20 protein-coding genes are annotated in these 17,715 nt (G+C 65.4%); 16 read left to right on the top strand and 4 right to left on the bottom strand.

Features of this window, described 5'->3' with window-relative positions; translation table 11 throughout:
- Positions 1–128 precede the first annotated feature (128 nt).
- Entirely contained in the window at positions 129–935 is an 807-nt protein-coding gene (locus tag CQ050_RS22480; RefSeq protein ID WP_105559031.1) for an NUDIX hydrolase family protein, read from the bottom strand.
- 290 nt (positions 936–1,225) lie between these two features.
- On the opposite strand from CQ050_RS22480, the gene coxB reads away from it, so the two are divergent.
- From coxB to CQ050_RS22460, 5 genes are all read left to right on the top strand, one after another.
- Positions 1,226–2,383: a cytochrome c oxidase subunit II gene (gene coxB, locus CQ050_RS22475; RefSeq protein WP_105559030.1), complete on the top strand. Its 1,158-nt coding sequence runs from the start codon at positions 1,226–1,228 to the stop codon at positions 2,381–2,383.
- A gap of 102 nt (positions 2,384–2,485) precedes the next feature.
- Positions 2,486–4,093, top strand: a complete 1,608-nt coding sequence (ctaD, locus tag CQ050_RS22470; protein WP_105559029.1) for a cytochrome c oxidase subunit I — start codon at positions 2,486–2,488, stop codon at positions 4,091–4,093.
- 31 nt (positions 4,094–4,124) lie between these two features.
- Positions 4,125–4,250 carry a cytochrome oxidase small assembly protein gene (locus CQ050_RS31175; protein ID WP_233214233.1) on the top strand — a complete coding sequence of 42 codons (126 nt, stop codon included), beginning with the start codon at positions 4,125–4,127 and terminating at the stop codon, positions 4,248–4,250.
- A gap of 9 nt (positions 4,251–4,259) precedes the next feature.
- Complete coding sequence (locus CQ050_RS22465) at positions 4,260–4,484, top strand: DUF2970 domain-containing protein (protein ID WP_105559028.1); 225 nt, start codon at positions 4,260–4,262, stop codon at positions 4,482–4,484.
- Between the two features lie 37 nt (positions 4,485–4,521).
- Positions 4,522–5,397: a cytochrome c oxidase subunit 3 gene (locus CQ050_RS22460; RefSeq protein ID WP_105559027.1), complete on the top strand. Its 876-nt coding sequence runs from the start codon at positions 4,522–4,524 to the stop codon at positions 5,395–5,397.
- Positions 5,398–5,523: 126 nt separating this feature from the next.
- Here CQ050_RS22460 and CQ050_RS22455 read toward each other — a convergent pair whose 3' ends face one another.
- Positions 5,524–5,724, bottom strand: a complete 201-nt coding sequence (locus CQ050_RS22455; protein ID WP_006224570.1) for a twin transmembrane helix small protein — start codon at positions 5,722–5,724, stop codon at positions 5,524–5,526.
- A gap of 36 nt (positions 5,725–5,760) precedes the next feature.
- Here CQ050_RS22455 and CQ050_RS22450 point away from each other — a divergent pair, with 36 nt between their 5' ends.
- The 5 genes from CQ050_RS22450 (at position 5,761) to CQ050_RS22430 (ending at position 9,851) form a co-directional block, all read left to right on the top strand.
- Positions 5,761–6,567, top strand: a complete 807-nt coding sequence (locus CQ050_RS22450; RefSeq protein ID WP_105559026.1) for an SURF1 family protein — start codon at positions 5,761–5,763, stop codon at positions 6,565–6,567.
- A gap of 84 nt (positions 6,568–6,651) precedes the next feature.
- A complete protein-coding gene (locus tag CQ050_RS22445; protein WP_105559025.1) occupies positions 6,652–7,233 on the top strand; it encodes a hypothetical protein in 582 nt (193 codons plus the stop codon).
- Between the two features lie 53 nt (positions 7,234–7,286).
- Positions 7,287–8,321 (top strand): heme A synthase, encoded by a 1,035-nt coding sequence (locus CQ050_RS22440; protein ID WP_105559024.1) that lies wholly within the window; start codon positions 7,287–7,289, stop codon positions 8,319–8,321.
- A 13-nt stretch (positions 8,322–8,334) separates the two neighbouring features.
- A complete protein-coding gene (cyoE, locus tag CQ050_RS22435; RefSeq protein ID WP_105559023.1) occupies positions 8,335–9,228 on the top strand; it encodes a heme o synthase in 894 nt (297 codons plus the stop codon).
- Positions 9,229–9,245: 17 nt separating this feature from the next.
- Positions 9,246–9,851: an SCO family protein gene (locus CQ050_RS22430; RefSeq protein ID WP_105559022.1), complete on the top strand. Its 606-nt coding sequence runs from the start codon at positions 9,246–9,248 to the stop codon at positions 9,849–9,851.
- On the opposite strand, the gene CQ050_RS22425 is transcribed toward CQ050_RS22430, so the two are convergent.
- Positions 9,852–10,088 (bottom strand): DUF3717 domain-containing protein, encoded by a 237-nt coding sequence (locus CQ050_RS22425; protein ID WP_105559041.1) that lies wholly within the window; start codon positions 10,086–10,088, stop codon positions 9,852–9,854.
- Positions 10,089–10,219: 131 nt separating this feature from the next.
- On the opposite strand from CQ050_RS22425, the gene CQ050_RS22420 reads away from it, so the two are divergent.
- The 6 genes from CQ050_RS22420 to CQ050_RS22395 all read left to right on the top strand — a co-directional run bounded on the left by CQ050_RS22420 (position 10,220) and on the right by CQ050_RS22395 (position 17,094).
- Positions 10,220–10,888, top strand: coding sequence for a glycine zipper 2TM domain-containing protein (locus CQ050_RS22420; protein WP_105559021.1), 669 nt, complete (start codon positions 10,220–10,222; stop codon positions 10,886–10,888).
- 42 nt (positions 10,889–10,930) lie between these two features.
- On the top strand, positions 10,931–11,752 hold the full coding sequence (locus CQ050_RS22415; protein WP_105559020.1) for a PhaM family polyhydroxyalkanoate granule multifunctional regulatory protein: 822 nt from the start codon (positions 10,931–10,933) through the stop codon (positions 11,750–11,752).
- Between the two features lie 67 nt (positions 11,753–11,819).
- Positions 11,820–13,193 carry a bifunctional UDP-N-acetylglucosamine diphosphorylase/glucosamine-1-phosphate N-acetyltransferase GlmU gene (gene glmU, locus CQ050_RS22410; protein WP_105559019.1) on the top strand — a complete coding sequence of 458 codons (1,374 nt, stop codon included), beginning with the start codon at positions 11,820–11,822 and terminating at the stop codon, positions 13,191–13,193.
- On the top strand, positions 13,193–14,590 hold the full coding sequence (locus CQ050_RS22405) for an MFS transporter (RefSeq protein ID WP_105559018.1): 1,398 nt from the start codon (positions 13,193–13,195) through the stop codon (positions 14,588–14,590). The genes glmU and CQ050_RS22405 overlap by 1 nt, the downstream gene beginning before the upstream one ends.
- A 126-nt stretch (positions 14,591–14,716) precedes the next feature.
- Positions 14,717–16,039 (top strand): UDP-glucose/GDP-mannose dehydrogenase family protein, encoded by a 1,323-nt coding sequence (locus CQ050_RS22400; protein WP_105559017.1) that lies wholly within the window; start codon positions 14,717–14,719, stop codon positions 16,037–16,039.
- Positions 16,036–17,094, top strand: coding sequence for a glycosyltransferase family 4 protein (locus CQ050_RS22395; protein ID WP_105559016.1), 1,059 nt, complete (start codon positions 16,036–16,038; stop codon positions 17,092–17,094). The genes CQ050_RS22400 and CQ050_RS22395 overlap by 4 nt, the downstream gene beginning before the upstream one ends.
- 15 nt (positions 17,095–17,109) lie before the next feature.
- Here the strand turns inward: CQ050_RS22395 and CQ050_RS22390 are convergent, their stop codons facing one another.
- Positions 17,110–17,598: an Lrp/AsnC family transcriptional regulator gene (locus CQ050_RS22390; RefSeq protein ID WP_105559015.1), complete on the bottom strand. Its 489-nt coding sequence runs from the start codon at positions 17,596–17,598 to the stop codon at positions 17,110–17,112.
- Between the last annotated feature and the right edge of the window lie 117 nt (positions 17,599–17,715).

The following is a 17,715-nucleotide window of genomic DNA, read 5'->3' as shown; positions in this document are numbered from 1 at the left end:
CATCCCCGCCCCGGTGTCTGCCCCCAGCCCGGCCCAGGCCGCCGAAGCGGCGGAAGCCGCAGGCGTCGAAGCGCCGGGCGAGCCGCCCTCCGGCCTGGTGGGCGAGCCCGGCGTCGCCCCGCGCTGATTCAGATCTGGCCGGCGGCCTGACGCTGCATGATGTCTTCGATGATCACCAGCGCCGCTTCCAGCGTGAATTCACCCTCGGCGACCTGCCGCACGGCGGTCGCCACGTCCACGGTGGCGATCTGCATGACTTCGCCGTCCCGGTTGGCGGGACGGGCGTCGGCCGCCAGCACGCAGGTGCTGGTCAGCACGTCTTCGACCTGATAGCCCTCTGGCAGCCGGCGGTGGATGCGCAGAATGGTGCGCAAAGGTGTGCGCTGGACCAGGTCGGGCGCATCCAGGCCCGCTTCTTCGCCGCACTCGCGCAGCAAGGCCAATTCCAGATCTTCGCCGCAGCCCGCCAGGCCGCCCACCAGCGTGTCCCACATACCGGGATCGGTGGATTTGCTGAGCGCGCGCCGCGCGACCCACAGCCGCCCATCCGGGGTCCAGGCGTTCAGATGCACCGCTTTGGTCAGAAGGCCCAGGGGCCGCACCGCCGCGCGTTCGATCACGCCCAGGGGCAGCACGCCGTCCATCACATCCAGCAACTCGTCACGCCAGCCGCGCAGGCAGTTGGCTTGACGCAACAGTTCCGCGGCGTTTTCCAGCACGGTGTTCAGCTCGGCGCCCGGCGTCAGGTCGCGGCCGATATGCAGCGCCGTGTCGTCGCACACGATGCGGGGCGCGTCGCGCAGCGCGTCGCACGCCGCATGCGTCGCCCACCCGCAGCGGCGCCCCGCTATATATAAAGCGTGCGCGCCGTCGGGGGCGGCTTCCTGTGCGCGGGCGCAAAGGTCGGCATACAAATCGGACAACTGCTTGGGCATCGTTGGGCGCCGTGATGAAGTTGGCGGTGATTTTATGCCACCCTGTTTATGGCGCGCGGTCAAGAGGCGCGTGCAGATGGGGGCGGGGCCTACGAAATCAAGAGGCCCGTCTTACAACTGTTTGCGTGTCCGCTATAATCCGCCAGTTTCTTTGTGATTTCGAGTGGGAATGCGGGGGCCGCTCTATCTCCCTGCCTAGCCCTGCCATCTAATAATTGCGCGTAGTCCTGTTGAAGTGACACTCGTGCCACTAGGCGACAAGGGCCCTCGCGCCGTGTTTCGAGGTAAGCATGAAGAAGTGGAGAGGGATACTGGGGGCTTGTGCGATGCTGATTGGCAGCGTGGCCAACGCTCAGGTGCAAGACATGCCCGGCGGCCCGAAGGTCAATCAGCTGAACCTGCATGAGGGTGTCACGGCGATTTCGCGCGACATCATGTGGCTGCATTGGTTGCTGCTCACGATCTGTATCGTGATTTTCATTGGTGTGTTCGGGGTGATGTTCTACTCCATCTGGGCACACCGGAAGTCCCGCGGGCACAAGGCCGCGACCTTCCATGAGCATCTTGGCGTGGAAGTCGCCTGGACGGTCATTCCCTTCATCATCGTCATCGCCATGGCGCTACCGGCCACCAAGACGGTCGTGGCCATGAAAGACACCTCAAGCGCCGACCTGACCATCAAGGTCACCGGCTATCAGTGGAAGTGGGGGTATGAATACCTCGACGGCTCCGCTGCCGGCGTCAAGTTCCTGTCCACGCTGTCCACGCCCCGCGCGCAGATCGAGAACCGCGAGCCCAAGGGCGAGTTCTACCTGATGGAAGTGGACAACCACATGGTGGTCCCGGTGGACAAGAAGGTGCGGGTCGTGCTCACCGCGGCCGACGTCATCCACTCCTGGATGATCCCCGACTTCGGCGTCAAGCAGGATGCCATCCCCGGTTTCCTGCGGGACGCCTGGTTCCGTGCGGAAAAACCCGGCATCTACCGTGGCCAATGCGCGGAACTCTGTGGCAAAGACCACGCCTTCATGCCCATCGTCGTGGAAGTCCTGGCGCAGGCCGACTACGATAAGTGGGTTGAAGACCAGAAAAAGAAGATGGCGGCAAACGCCGACGATCCCAATAAAGAGTGGACGGAAGCCGAACTGGTTGCCCGTGGCGAGAAGGTCTTCGCCGCCAATTGCGTAGCCTGTCACCAGGCCAACGGCAAGGGCATTCCGGGCAGTTTCCCACCGCTCGACGGAGACAAGGTTGTTCTGGGCCCCAAGGCGGGCCAGATCAACACCGTGCTCAAGGGCAAGCCCGGCACCGCGATGGCGGCATTCGGCGGGCAGCTCAATGATGTCGAGATCGCAGCGGTCATCAGCTATACGCGCCATGCCTGGAGCAATGCAGGCAAGGGGCAGGACCCGACGGTTCTACCGAAGGACGTCGCGGCCGCGCGTTGATCGCGCGCCTGCGTTCCCACCGTTAGAACCGGTTCCGTTTAGTTAGAGATACCCTGCCGTCCCCGTGGAACGGGGGCGGCACTCAGCAGGAAGGAGTCCATCATGAGCAGCGTCACTGTAGACCACGTGTCGCCGGGCCACGGCCACGGTCACGATGACCACCACCACGCCATGCCCACGGGCTGGCGCCGCTGGCTATTCGCCACGAACCATAAAGACATCGGGACGATGTATCTCATCTTCTCGTTTGCCATGTTGCTGGAAGGCGGCACGCTTGCCTTGCTGCTGCGCACCGAATTGTTCGAGCCGGGCCTGCAGTTCTTCCGCCCCGAACTGTTCAACCAGTTCACCACCATGCACGGCATCATCATGGTGTTCGGCGCCATCATGCCGGCCTTCGTGGGCTTCGCGAACTGGATGATCCCGATGCAGATCGGCGCATCCGACATGGCGTTCGCGCGCATGAACAACTTCAGCTTCTGGTTGCTGCCGGTGGCCGCGATCATGCTGACCGCGTCGTTCTTCGTGCCGGGCGGCGCCACCGCCGCGGGCTGGACGCTGTATGCGCCGCTGTCCCTGCAGATGGGTCCAGGCATGGATCTGGGCATTTTCGCGATGCACATCATGGGTGCGTCGTCGATCATGGGCGCGATCAACATCATCGTGACCATCCTGAACATGCGCGCGCCCGGCTTGACGCTGATGAAGATGCCGCTGTTCTGCTGGACCTGGCTGATCACCGCGTTCCTGCTGCTGGCCGTGATGCCGGTGCTGGCCGCGGCCATCACCATGGTGCTGACCGACCGCCACTTCGGCACGGGCTTCTTCAACGCGGCCGCCGGTGGCGACCCGGTCCTGTACCAGCACGTGTTCTGGTTCTTCGGGCACCCCGAGGTCTACATCATGATCTTGCCGGCGTTCGGTATCGTGTCGGCCATCGTGCCCGCGTTCGCCCGCAAGAAGCTGTTCGGTTATGCCTCGATGGTGTACGCCACGGCTTCCATCGCCGTGCTGTCGTTCATCGTGTGGGCCCACCACATGTTCACGACGGGCATGCCGGTGACGGGCCAGCTGTACTTCATGTATGCCACCATGCTCATCTCCATCCCCACCGGGGTGAAGGTGTTCAACTGGGTCGCCACGATGTGGCGCGGCTCGATGACGTTCGAGACGCCGATGCTGTTCTCGATCGGCTTCATCTTCGTGTTCACGATGGGCGGCTTCACCGGCCTGATCCTGTCCGTGGCCCCGATCGACATCCAGGTGCACGACACCTACTACGTGGTGGCTCACTTCCACTACGTGCTGGTGGCGGGTTCGTTGTTCGCGCTGTTCGCCGGCGCCTACTACTGGGTGCCCAAGTGGACCGGCCGCATGTACAGCGAAAAGCTGGGCAAGCTGCATTTCTGGTCGACGCTGATCTCGTTCAACGTGACCTTCTTCCCGATGCACTTCCTGGGCCTGGCCGGCATGCCGCGCCGGTATGCCGACTACGCCGCGCAATTTACGACGTTCCACCAGATGGCCACCATCGGCGCGTTCTGGTTCGGCCTGTCGCAATTGATCTTCCTGTGGGCGATCATTCGCTGCTACATGGGCAAGGGCGAAGTCGCCGCGGCGAAGCCGTGGGAAGGCGCCGAAGGGCTGGAATGGACAGTGCCCTCGCCGGCCCCGTTCCACACCTTCGAAACGCCGCCCGAAGTGAAGTGAACCCGCCTTTCATGTTCCAGGTAGCACAGCAATGACACCCGAGCAGCGCCGCCGTAACAAAATTGCAGGGCTGGTCCTGCTGGTTTTCGTCCTTGCCGTGTTTGCCTGGACCGTGTTGCGGGGCTCGGCGCTGCTGACCGGCAACGCGGTCGGCTAGGCCACGACCATGAGCGACGACCTGCACGAAACCACTCAGCGCAAGCTGAGCTTTCTTCAGACCATGAAGGCGGTGGCGTGGGGGTTCTTCGGCGTGCGCAAGGGCGCGGGCTACCGGGAAGACAGCGCCAAGCTGAACCCGGTGCACGTGATCGTGGCTGGGCTGCTGGCAGCGGCAATCTTCGTTACTGTGCTGGTATTAATTGTGCGTTGGGCCGTTTCTAGCCTGACTTGAATCACTTAATCTATAAATCTGTACCAGGGAGAAAGCCATGAGTGCAAGCCACTCGGTTCAAGGTAAAGAGGCACCGTACTACTTTGTGCCCGCCGACTCGGGGCATCCCGTGCGTACGGCGGTGGCGCTGTTGTTCATGGGGCTGGGCGCCGCGGCCTGGATCAACGGCGTCGACTGGGCCAAATGGGCGGTGCTGGCGGGGTTCATCGGCCTGATCGTCGTGCTGTACTACTGGTTCGGCGACGCCATCCAGGAATCCGAAGCCGGCATGAACAGCAAGCGCATCGACGGTTCCTACCGCTGGGGCATGAGCTGGTTCATCTTCTCTGAAGTGATGTTCTTCGCCGCCTTCTTCGGCGCGCTCTGGTACACCCGCACGATCACGACGCCGTGGCTGGGCGACATCGACCACCGGCTGATGCTGTGGCCCGACTTCAAGGCAGCCTGGCCCAACTTCGGCCCGGCCGGCGTGGTCGAGCAGTTCCAGACGGTGGGCCCCTTCTGGCTGCCCACGATCAACACCGCGCTGCTGCTGTCCTCGGGCGTCACGCTGACGATCGCGCACCATGCGCTGCGCGAGAACCACCGCGGCAAGACGATGTTCTGGCTGGCCGCGACGGTCATCCTGGGCTTCATCTTCGTGGCCTGTCAGGCCGCCGAATACCACCATGCGTACACAGAGCTGAACCTGAAGTTCAACTCGGGCGCGTACGGGTCGCTGTTCTACATGCTGACCGGCTTCCACGGATTCCACGTGATCCTGGGCGCCACGATGCTGACGGTCATCCTGATCCGTCTGATCCGGGGCCACTTCACCGCCGATCATCACTTCGGCTTTGAAGGCGCGGCCTGGTACTGGCACTTTGTGGACGTGGTGTGGCTGGGCCTGTACCTGTTCGTCTACTGGTTCTGACGCAGGCCGGCACGGACCCGCTCTGCGGCGCAGGGCGGGCAAAGCGCGATAAGGGGCCGGGCGGCGATAATGCCGGGCGCCGATCGCGCTTTGTTGCAATAAGGGGGAACCGATGCCCCCGCCGGCCTATCTAAGCCCGGTGCTTTCGATCCAGCCCATGTGATGGGCGAACAGCACGAACAGGAACAGGGCGACCGACAGCCCGATGCGCACGGTCAGTGCATTGACGGTGCGGCTGGTAGTGCCTTTGTCCCGCATCAGGTAGACCAGGGCGGATGCCAGGCTGGCCAGAATCCCGATGAAGGCCAGTACGACGAAAACGCGCATGGTGGTCTCCGGACAAAACAGAGTTAGCAACGATACATGGCCCGACCGCATTCAACCCGCTACACGGTAGCCGCCTTACTCCTGCTTGGCATCGCCGTGGTGATTCTGGTGTCGCTGGGGCAATGGCAGTTGCGTCGCAGCGACGAGCGACGCGCCATTCTGGCGGCGATCGAGGCGGGCCGCAAGCAGGCGCCGCTGATGCTGACGCCGGCAACGCCTTCCGACGACATGACCGCGTGGCGCGTGGCCCAGGCCAGCGGCACATGGTTGCCGCAATTCAGTGTACTGCTGGACAACCGCAACCACGACGGCAGGCCCGGCTACTGGCTGGCCACGCCGCTGCTGCTGGATGCGTCGTCGCGGCAGGCGGTGGTGGTGCTGCGGGGCTGGCTGCCGCGCGTGATCCAGGGCCAGGGCGAACCCAAGCTGCCGGCAACGCCCGAAGGCGCACAGACCGTCACCGGTGAACTCTCCGACCGTGTGCCACGCATGTTCGAGCTTTGGTCGATGGGCGGGCAGGATCAATCCGCGCTGCCCAAGGCGCTGCCCGTGGCAAACGGCAGCGTGCCGCAGGTGCAGAACCTGCCGCTTGCCGATTATGCCCGCGCGACGGGGCTGAACCTGTTGCCGGTGGTGCTGAGCCAGACGGGCCCGGCGGACCCGGGCGCCGCCGGCGGCCTGATCCGGGACTGGCCGCAGCCGTCGGTGGATTTTCAGAAGAACACGTCTTACGCCGTGCAGTGGTTCGCGTTTGGTCTGATAGCCGCCATCGCATGGCTGGTGGTGCTGGGGGGCGCCATCAAGCGCATGCGCCAGCGCGCGCGAAACGGCCCCCCGGCCTGACGCGTGCGTCCATGAACGAATCATCCAGGATATAAAGTGGCTCGCGATATTTCATCCAACAAGCCTGCAGGCAAGCGCTCATTGATGCCTATGCTGCTGGTGTTTCTGTGTTCACTGGCGCCGATCGTGGCCGCCTTCGTGGTGTACATGAACCCGCAGTGGTGGCCGGCGGATTCCAGCAATTACGGCACGCTGGTGTCGCCGCAGCGCCCGATGCCGGCGGCGGCCGAGCTTACGCTGACCACGCTGGACGGCAAGCCTTTCGACCTGCAAAGCCTGAAGGGCAAGTGGCTGCTGGTGACGGCGGACGGCGCGGCCTGCCCCGAAAGCTGCGCCCGCAAGCTCTACATCACGCGCAACAGCCACGCCAGCCAGGGCAAGAACGTGGACCGCCTGGCGCGCGTCTGGTTCATCACCGATGACGCGCCGGTGCCGGACAAGGTGCTGGAAGCCTACAAGGGCACGGTCATGCTGCGCGCCGATCCCGATCAACTGGCGCGCTACCTGCTGGCGCGGGACACGGCCGCCGGCCAGCCCGGGCTGCCGGAGCCGATGTGGGTGATCGACCCGCTGGGCAATCTGATGATGCAGTACCCCGCCGAAGCCGACGGCGTCAAAGTGCGCAAAGACATCAGCAAGCTGGTCTATAACTCCAGGATTGGATGACGGGTTTCACGTGCCGCGGGACTCGCGCGGCACGGCAGAGTAATGGTAGGGAAATGGAACGCATCAAAGCGCGGTATCGCAAGCTGGTTTTTTTCACTTGGTTTCTGACCCTGGACCTGATCATGTTCGGCGCCTTCGTGCGCCTGACGGACTCGGGCCTGGGCTGCCCCGACTGGCCCGGCTGCTACGGCAGCGTGACGCCACTGGGTGCGCAGGGCGACATCCACCAGGCGTCGCAAGCGATGCCCTTCGGTCCCGTGACGATGTCCAAGGCCTGGATCGAGATGATCCACCGCTATGTCGGGACCATCCTGGGCATGCTCATCATCGGCATCGTCTATATGGCGTGGCGTTATCGGCGCGAACTGGGCCGTTCGCCCGCGTTGGCCGTCACGACGCTTGTCGCCGTGTGCGTGCAGGGCGCGTTTGGCGCCTGGACGGTTACCCACAAGCTGATGCCGGCCGTGGTGACGTCCCATCTGGTGTTCGGGCTGTCGGTGCTGGCGTTGATGACCTGGCTGTCTGCCCGTGAGCGGCCACATCTGCCTGTCGGCGCGGCGGCGGCCCGCTGGAAGCCGTGGGTGGCGGTGGGGTTCGGTCTGCTGCTGGTGCAGGTGACATTGGGCGGTTGGGTCAGTACCAACTATGCCGCGCTGGCCTGCATGGATTTCCCCATGTGCCACGGGAAGTGGGTGCCGGACATGGACTTCCACGGCGGCTATTCGGTGATCCGCGGCCTGGGTGAATTGCCCTCGGGCGAGATGATCTCGCAGCCGGCCCTGACGGCAATCCACTGGGTGCACCGCAATTTCGCCTTTGTCGTGTTCCTGTACCTGGGCACGCTGGCCTGGCGGCTGCGGGCCGAACCGGGGCTGCGCGGCCCCGCCACGCTGATGCTGGCGCTGCTGACGGCGCAATTGTTCACCGGCCTGACCACCATCTTCTTTCAGTGGCCGCTGCTGATCGCCGTGCTGCACAATGGAGGAGCCGCGGGCCTGACCTTGGCCGCCGTGGTGCTGATGGTGCGTTTGTCCACAGCGGGAGGCGCGCCGGCGGCGGGCTATGGCCCCAATTCGGTGCGCGTTTAAAATAGGGTCCACTATGACCAGTCTTGCCGCTCCCCAATCCGGATTGTTTCGCCAATACTTCGTACTCACCAAGCCGCGCGTCACGCAGCTGGCCGTGTTTTGCGCAGTCATCGGCATGTTCCTCGCCGCGCCGGGCATCCCCGACATGCGCCGCGTGCTGTTCGGCACGATTGGCATCTGGCTCCTTGCCGCGGCGGCTTTCGCCATCAACTGCCTGATCGAACAGGAGGTCGACGCGCGCATGCTGCGCACGGCCCGCCGCGCCACGGCGCAAGGCACCATTTCGGCTTTCCAGGTGCTGAGCCTGTCTGGCCTGCTGGGCGGCGCAGGCATGTTCGTGCTGTACACGCTGGTCAACCCCCTGACCATGTGGCTGACCTTCGCCACTTTTGTGGGTTACGCCGTCATCTACACCGTCATTCTGAAGCCGCGCACGCCGCAGAACATCGTGATTGGCGGCCTGTCCGGCGCGATGCCCCCGGCGCTGGGCTGGGCTGCCGTGGCGGATTCGGTGCCTGCCGAAGCATGGGTGCTGGTGTTGATCATCTTCATCTGGACGCCGCCGCACTTCTGGGCGCTGGCGCTGTATCGCAACCACGATTACGCCAAGGCCGGCCTGCCGATGCTGCCGGTCACCCACGGCAACCAGTTCACGCGCCTGCATATCCTGCTGTACAGCGTGGCGCTGGTGGCCACGACCCTGTTGCCCTACGCCATCCGCATGAGCGGCGAACTCTATCTGCTGTCGGCGCTGGTGCTGGGCGGGATGTTCGTCTCGTATGCCTGGCGCCTGTACCGCGCTTATAGCGACGAGCTGGCGCGCCGCATGTTCCGTTTTTCCATTCTCTACCTGGCGCTGCTGTTCGGCGCCCTGCTGGTGGACCACTGGGTCGGCCTGCTGCGCTGACCCCCTGGAGGTTGTTGATGTCCGTGTTTTCCGCCAGCCGCCGGCTGGCCCTGCGCTTCGGCGCCGCTGCCGCCTTCACCGCCGCTCTTGCCGCTTGCGGCGAAAGCGCGCCCACGTTCAAAGGCAGCGACATCAGCGGCACCCAGCTGGGCCGCGGCATGGAACTGACCGACACCAACGGCAAGACGCGCCAGTTATCCGACTTCGCCGGCAAGGTGGTGGTGGTGTTCTTCGGGTTCACGCAGTGCCCCGACGTGTGCCCCACGTCGCTGGCCGAGCTGACCGAAGTCATGAAGAAGCTGGGCCCGGACGCCGAGCGCGTGCAGGTGCTGCTGATCACCGTGGACCCCGAGCGCGACACGCAGGACGTGCTGAAGCAGTACGTCACGGCCTTTGATCCGCGCTTCCTGGGCCTGACCGGCACGCCGGACCAGGTCAAAAAGGCTGCTGCGTCGTTCAAGGCGTACTACGCCAAGGCGCCCACCAAGGACGGCAACTACACGATGGACCATACCGCCGCGTTCTATTTGCTGGATGGCAAGGGCGAATCCCGCGTGCTGGCCAACAACAACCTGGGCGTGGACGCCCTGACGCACGACATCAAGGCCCTGCTGAAAGGCTGATCAGGGATCGGTTGGGGCGCGCGCGCCCGAAGCAGCCCAGCCGGCCAGTGCCGCCTGGGCTTTTTCATTGAGCTCGGCCACCGGGATGTCGTGGCGGTGGGTGATGATCATCAGGGCGTAGGGCGTGGCCAGCGCCGCGGCTTCGGGGCACAGGCGCGATTCGTCGCCGACCGATGGCGACAAGTTGCGCCAATAGTTGATCGCCTGTTCGAGCTGGGGCAGGGAAATGGAATCCATGCGCCTATTGTCCACGAATGGGATGGCCTGTCCACCGGCCCGGCGGCTGCAAAGAAGCGTCACCATCGCAACATGCCGAAACGGCGCCCGGGTGCTATACCGATGCCGGTTAGTTACGATGGAGCTTCGTCATGAATACCACCCGAATCGACACCCCGCGCCGCGGCCTGCACCCGCTGGTCGCCGCCGCGGCGATTGCCGTCATTGTCATGTGCGCGGTGGGCGTGGCCGCGGTGATGGGCTGGTTGCCCTCGCCGTCGGCCAATCCCCACGCGGATGCGCCCGTGGTCAGCGCAGGCCCGGAAAGCGCCAACCTGGCGCCCGCGCCGCAGGCTTCCGCCTCGCAAGCCTCCGAGCCGCCTGCGCCCGCCCAAACCGGCCGTCCGGCCTCTGCCGCGGCGCCCCGTCCCGCTGCCTCGGCCCCCGCGCCGGCCCCGGCGCCGCAAGCCTGCAAGAGCTGCGGCGTGGTGGAGTCGGTGCGCCAGGTGCAAGTCCCCGCGAAGGACGATAGCAATCATCTGGTCGGCACCATCGGCGGCGGCGTCGTGGGAGGCGTTGTGGGTAATCAGTTTGGCGGAGGCAGCGGCAAGACGGCGCTGACCGTGCTGGGCGCCGTGGGCGGCGCTTTGGCAGGCCGTGAAGTTGAGCGTAATATCAGACAGCAACAAACGGTGACGCACTATGAGCTGACGGTCCGCATGGGCGACGGTAGTGCGCGCCAGTTCCGCAGCGCGCAGCCGTTCGCCTTTGCCTCGGGCGACCGGGTGCGCGTGGAGAATAACCAGCTGGTGCCGGGTTGACCGGCAGCCGGCGGAAACCATCCGCATTTGGGGAGACCTGTCATGAGCGACCAATTCACGAACCCGTTCGTCCTTCCTGGCATGGGACAGAATTCCGACCTGTCGGGCAATCCCCTCTTGGCCAGCATGGAAATGATGCGCCAGGCGTGGGCGGGTCTGACCGGACCCGGCGGTCTGGCCAGTAGCTTGCCGATGGCGCCTCCCATGAACCTTGAAGACCTGGACCGCCGCATCGCGGAACTGCGCTCGGTTGAAAACTGGTTGCGCATGAACCTGTCGATGCTGTCGTCCACCATCCAGGGCATGGAAGTGCAGCGCTCCACCATCAGCACGTTGCGCGCGTTCGTGGATAGCGCGGCCAATATGGACATGGGCGCGATGCGCGATAGCGGCGCGGCGTCTCCCCTTGAAGTGGTGCTGGGCCTGAAACCCGCGCCCAAAACTGCTGCCAAGCCAGCGTCGAATTCGTCGTCGGCGCAAGGCCGCGCGCAAGATGCGCCGGCCGGCAAGGACGCGGAGGCGGATGGGGCCGCGGACAAGGCCACGCCGGAGTCGGCCATGCAAGGCATGAGCGAACAAATGGGCGCCGCCGCGCAATCGGCGTCCAAGGCATGGTGGGATCTGCTGCAGCAGCAGTTCAACCAGATTGCGGCCGCCACCGCCGCGTCCATGCCGGGCACGCCCGCCCCGCCGGGCACGGACCCAGGCGCGGATGCGCGGGCCAAGCCTGGCGAATCCAAGGCCGCCGCGAAGACCGAAGCGAAGGCTTCCAAACCGGCGTCGCGCAAGCCTGCCGCCAAGACGGCCGGCAAATCCGCGACGAAGACCGCCAAGAAATCCGGGGCTGCCGACGGCAAGCCCTGACCCCCTTTCAATCGACAAGCGAGACGGCCGCAAGGCCGCTCGGCCGTCCCAACCTTTCATGGAACTTATGCTTAACGTAGTGATTCTTGCCGCCGGACTGGGCAAACGCATGCAGTCCGATCTTCCCAAAGTGCTGCACACGCTGGCCGGCAAACCGATGCTGGGCCACGTGCTGGATAGCGCGCGCCAACTGAAGCCGGCGCGCATCATCGTCGTGGTGGGCCATGGCGCCGATCGCGTCAAACAGGCGTTCGACGGCCAGGCTGACCTGCACTTCGTGCTGCAGCAGCCGCAGCAAGGCACCGGCCACGCCGTGCAGCAAGCGGTGCCGCTGCTGCTGGAAGGCGACGGCAAGGACGACGTGACGCTGGTGCTGTACGGCGACGTGCCCCTGGTGCAGCCGGACACGCTGCAACGCCTGCTGACCGCGCGCGCCGCGGGCGCCGCCGTGCTGACGGAAGTCCTGGCGGATTCCACGGGTTATGGCCGCATCGTGCGCGACGCCCAGGGCAATGTGTGCCGCATCGTCGAGCACAAGGACGCCTCGGAAGCGGAACACGCCATCAAGGAAGTGAACACCGGCATTCTGACCGCCCCGACCGCCAGGCTGAAAGACTGGCTGTCCCGCATCGACAACAAGAACGCGCAGGGCGAGTACTACCTGACCGACGTGGTCGGCCTGGCTGTTGCCGATGGCGTGCCGGTGGGCGCGGCCCAACCCGGCGCGGGCTGGGAAACGCTGGGCGTGAACAGCCGCGTGCAACAGGCCGAACTGGAACGCCGCTGGCAGGGCGAGCAGGCCCGCCGCCAACTGGAAGCGGGCGTCACGCTGGCCGATCCGGCGCGCTTTGACGTGCGCGGCACGCTGACGTGCGGGCGCGACGTGTTCATCGACGTGGGTTGCGTGTTCGAAGGCAACGTGACGTTGGCCGATGGCGTGCGCGTGGGCCCGCACTGCGTCCTGCGCGACGTGACCGTCGGCGCCGGCACCCAGATCGAAGCCTTCAGTCACTTGCAGCAGGCCGAAGTGGGCCGGGATGCTCGCGTGGGCCCGTATGCCCGCCTGCGCCCGGGCGCTGAACTGGGCGACCGCAGCCACGTCGGCAACTTCGTCGAGATCAAGAAAAGCGTGCTGGGCGCGGACAGCAAGGCCAATCACCTGGCCTACATCGGCGACGCCGACATCGGCCAGCGCGTGAACGTGGGCGCCGGCACGATCACCTGCAATTACGACGGTGTGAACAAGCACCGCACGGTCATCGAAGACGACGCTTTCATTGGCTCGGACACTCAACTGGTGGCGCCCGTGCGCGTGGGCCGCGGCGCGACGCTCGGCGCAGGCACTACCTTGACCCGCGACGCGCCGGCCGACAAGCTGACCGTGTCGCGCGCTAAACAGCTTACGGTCGAGGGTTGGCAGCGTCCGGTCAAAAAGTCGTGATGGCGGAGAACGACTCCGCCCGGGACACACCGCCGGGCGGGGGCGCCAAGCCCGCGCCGCCCGACGGTTTGCCGGCCCCCCGCCGGTACTGGGCGGCAGCCACGGTGATGACGGGCATCAGCCTGTCGGTGCTGGACACCACGATCGCCAACGTGGCGCTGCCCACCATCGCCGTCGATCTCCACGCCTCGCCCGCCGAAGCCGTCTGGATCGTCAATGCCTACAACCTGGCGGTGGTGATGACGCTGCTGCCGTTGTCGGCGCTGGCCGAACGCATCGGCTTTCGCCGCATGTTCACCTTTGGCCTGATACTGTTCACCCTGGCCTCGTTGGGGTGCGCGCTGGCCGGCACGCTGTGGCAACTGACCGCGGCGCGGGTGTTCCAGGGCGTGGGCGCCGCCACCCTGATGTGCATGTTCGGCGGCCTGGTGCGCAACATCTATCCCCTGAAGATGCTGGGCCGGGGCATCAGCATCAACGCCACCACGGTGGCCGTGATGTCGGTGCTGGGCCCCACCATCGGGTCCGCCATCCTGTCGGTCGCGCCGTGGCCCTGGATCTTCGCGGTAAACCTGCCCATCTGCGTGCTGGCAATGTTCGGCCTGCGCCACCTGCCTGAAGTGCCGCGCAACGAGGTGAAGCTGGACTGGGTCAGCGCCCTGCTCTGCATGGCGACGCTGGGCGTCTTCATTTCGGGCGTGGACATGATGGGTCAGGATCTGCTGCGGGGCATCGGCCTGGTGGCGATCGCGGCCGTGGCGGGCTGGGTGCTGGTGCGCCGCGTCAGCAAGCAGCCGGCGCCGCTGGTGCCGGTGGACCTGCTGCGCATCCGCCCGCTGGCGTTCGCCGTGGGCGCGTCGGCCTGCACCTTCGCCGCGCAAATGGCGTCATACGTGTCGCTGCCCTTCTATTTTCAGCAGGTGCTTGGCCGTCCGTACCTGGAGGTGGGCATGTTGATGGGCGCCTGGCCCGTGGGCACCGCCATCATCGCGCCGCTGGCGGGCCGGCTGTCCGACCGCTATTCCGCCGCCACTCTCAGCGGCGTAGGGGCGGCGACCATGGTGGCTGGCATGCTGTGGCTGGCGTTGCTGCCGTCGTCGGTATCCAATTGGTTCATCGTGGCGGGCATGTTCGTGGCCGGAGTGGGTTTCGGCTTCTTCCAGACGCCCAACAACCGCGCCATGTTGTCGGCGGCGCCCCGCTCGCGTAGCGGGGCCGCGGGCGGCCTGCAGGCGACCACCCGGGTTTTCGGCCAGAGTTTCGGCACGGCGCTGGTGGCCATCGCGTTCAGCGTCAGCGTCGCGCATGGCCCTGGGCTGGCGCTGGTGCTGGGAACGGTTTGCGCCGCGCTGGCGGTGGTGGTCAACACCGTCCGGTTCAACAAACTGCGGGTCTAGCGCCGGTCCGTGTCGACGGGGCCTGAGGCGGGTCCGCCCTAGCGCCCTGGCCGCTTCTATAATGGCGGCCAGCGCCTGGTCCAGGGACCGGGCGCGCAAGATTCCCTATTTTGAAGGCGTGCAGGCATGAAAATCACGGTCGTGGGTACCGGTTACGTGGGGTTGGTGTCGGGAGCGTGCCTGGCCGACATGGGCAACGACGTCATGTGTCTGGACGTGGACGCGGCGAAGATCGCCCTGCTGCGCCAGGGCGGCATTCCCATCTACGAGCCCGGCCTGGAAGACCTGGTCCGCCGCAACGTGCAGGCAGGCCGCCTGCATTTCACGGACGACGTGGCGCAAAGCGTGGCCTTCGGCGACGTGCAGTTCATCGCCGTGGGCACGCCGCCCGGCGAAGACGGTTCCGCCGACCTGAAATACGTGCTGGCCGCCGCCCAGAACATCGCGCGTCACATGACGTCCCGCAAGCTGATCGTGGACAAGTCCACCGTGCCCGTCGGCACGGCCGACCGGGTGCGCGCGGTGGTGGACAAGGAACTCGCCGTGCGCGGCGTCCAGATCCCGTTCAGCGTGGCGTCCAACCCCGAGTTCCTGAAGGAAGGGGCCGCCATCAACGACTTCATGAGCCCGGACCGCGTGATCGTCGGCGCCGACGACGACTACACGGTTGGCGTGATGCGCCGCATCTATGAACCGTTCCAGCGCACGCACGACCGCCTGATGGTGATGGACGTGCGCTCGGCCGAGCTGACCAAGTATGCCGCCAACGCCATGCTGGCCACGCGCATCTCGTTCATGAACGAAATGGCGAACCTGGCCGAAGCGCTGGGCGCCGACATCGAGCAGGTGCGCCGCGGCATCGGCGCGGACCCTCGCATCGGCTACCACTTCCTGTACCCCGGCGCGGGTTACGGCGGTTCCTGCTTCCCCAAGGACGTGCAGGCGCTGGTCAACACCGCCGCGGAAAATGCCTTGCCCATGCGGGTCATCGAAGCCGCCGAGGCCGCCAACCATGCGCAGAAGTTCCGCTTGTCGGAAAAGCTGGTGGCACGCTACGGTGAAGACCTGCGCGGCCGCAAGATCGCGCTGTGGGGCTTGTCGTTCAAGCCGAACACCGACGACATGCGCGAAGCGCCCAGCCTGACGGTCATTGCCGAACTGACGCGCCGTGGCGCCGAGGTGCGCGCTTATGATCCGGTGGCCATGCACGAGGCCGCGCGCATGCTGATCGGCCAGCCCGGCATCACCTTCGCCACCGACATGTACGACGCGCTGGACGGCGCGGACGCGCTGCTGATCGCGACCGAATGGAAGGTCTTCCGCGCGCCCGACTTCGACCGCGTGAAGGCCTTGCTGAAGACGCCGTTGATCATCGACGGCCGCAACCTCTACACGCCGGCCGACGTGCGCGGCCAGGGCTTCGAGTACTCCGGCATCGGGCGCGCATGAAAATCCTGCAACTGAACTTCGAAAAAGGCTGGCGCGGCGGCGAACGGCAGACGCTGTATTGCATGCGCGCCTTCCGCAAGGCGGGCCATGACGTCGAAGTGATGTGCCGCGAGGGCGCGCCGCTTGCCGAGCGCGCCCGCCAAGAGGGCTTTGTGGCCCACACCTGCCGCAACGTGCCGGGTCAATTGGCGTTCCTGGCTGGCGCCGGCCGCTACGACATCATCCACGCGCAGACCGCCAACACCATCACGTGGGCCGTGTTGACGAAATGGCTGCATCGCAGTCCGGTGGTGTTTTCGCGCCGCACGTCGTTCGTGGTCAAGCCGGGCGATGAGTGGAAGACGGGCTTCAAGTGGCGCCATGCCAACCTGTTCGTGGCCATCAGCGAGATGGCCGCAAGCGAACCGCGCCGGCTGGGCATCGAGCCGGTCATCATCCGCAGCGCCGTCGAACCGCACGAGATCAACGCGGAAAACGTTGCCGCCCTGGTCCGTGAATTCGATCTGGCGGGCAAAAAGGTCATGGCGACGTCTGCCGCGCTGATCCGCGACAAAGACCCGGTGACCTTGGTGCGCGCCGTGGGCGAGCTGGCCAAGACGCGCCGCGACTTCGTCTTCCTGCATTTCGGCGCCGGCGGCGATCGCGAGCAGCAGGCCAAGGACGAAGCCAAGAAGCTGGGCATCGAAGACGTCTACCGCTTTGCGGGCTTTCGCAAAGGCGTCGAAGACTTCTACAGCATTCTCGACGTGTTCGTGATGAGCTCCGAAGAAGAAGCGCTGGGCAGCAGCGTGCTGGACGCTTTCCTGCAGCGCGTGCCGGTGGTGTCCACCGACGCGGGTGGCTTGAAGGAAAGCCTGGCCGACGGCCGCGGCGTGCTGGTGGCGGTGGGCGACCACCAGGCCATGGCGGCCGGCATGGCCCGCTGCCTGGACGACGCCGCGTTCCGTGACGACGTCACGCAGCGCGCCTACGCATACGTGAAGACGGAACACGACGTCCAGGAGATGGGCAACCGCTACCTGGCGCAATTCGAGCGCCTGCTGGGCCGGTGGTAGACGGGACGCCTGGCGTTACCCGCGCACGTCGATCCGCGTCTCGAACTTGGCGCGGTGCACCGAGAAGAACGTGCGCACGTTGCGCACATTCGCCTGGGCCGTGAACGCCCGGTGCACCAGCGCGTGATAGGCCGGCATGTCCTTGACCTGCGCGATCACCACGAAGTCCGGCCCTGGCGACACCCGATAGCACTGCAGCACGGCGGGCTCGACCAGCATGCTTTGCTCGAACGCATCCAGGCTTTCCGCCGCCTGCACGTCCAGCGTGATTTCCACGATCGCGGTCAGCGTGCTGCCCAGCTTGTCGGCAGCCAGGAGGGCGACCTGACGGTCGATGACGCCTTCGTCCAACAGTCGCCGCACCCGCCGCAGGCATGTCGGGGGCGACGCATGCACCCGCGCGGCCAGATCCTGGTTGGTCAACGAGCTGTCTTCTTGTAACTGTTCAAGAATGCGCCGGTCCAGATCATCAAGTTCCGGTAGCAAAATCGGCACGTTTTGCATGTTTAATTCAAAAATGTGGTTTTTAAGAAAGATAATTTAATCACAATTATGTAAGGGAATTAAATTCCACTTATTCGCATATAAAGAAATCATATTTCTTGGTGGGTCGCGCACAAT

The sequence above is a fragment of the Achromobacter sp. MYb9 genome (assembly GCF_002975275.1).
Lineage (GTDB): Bacteria > Pseudomonadota > Gammaproteobacteria > Burkholderiales > Burkholderiaceae_B > Achromobacter.
This window is presented reverse-complemented; position numbering and strand designations above follow the sequence as displayed.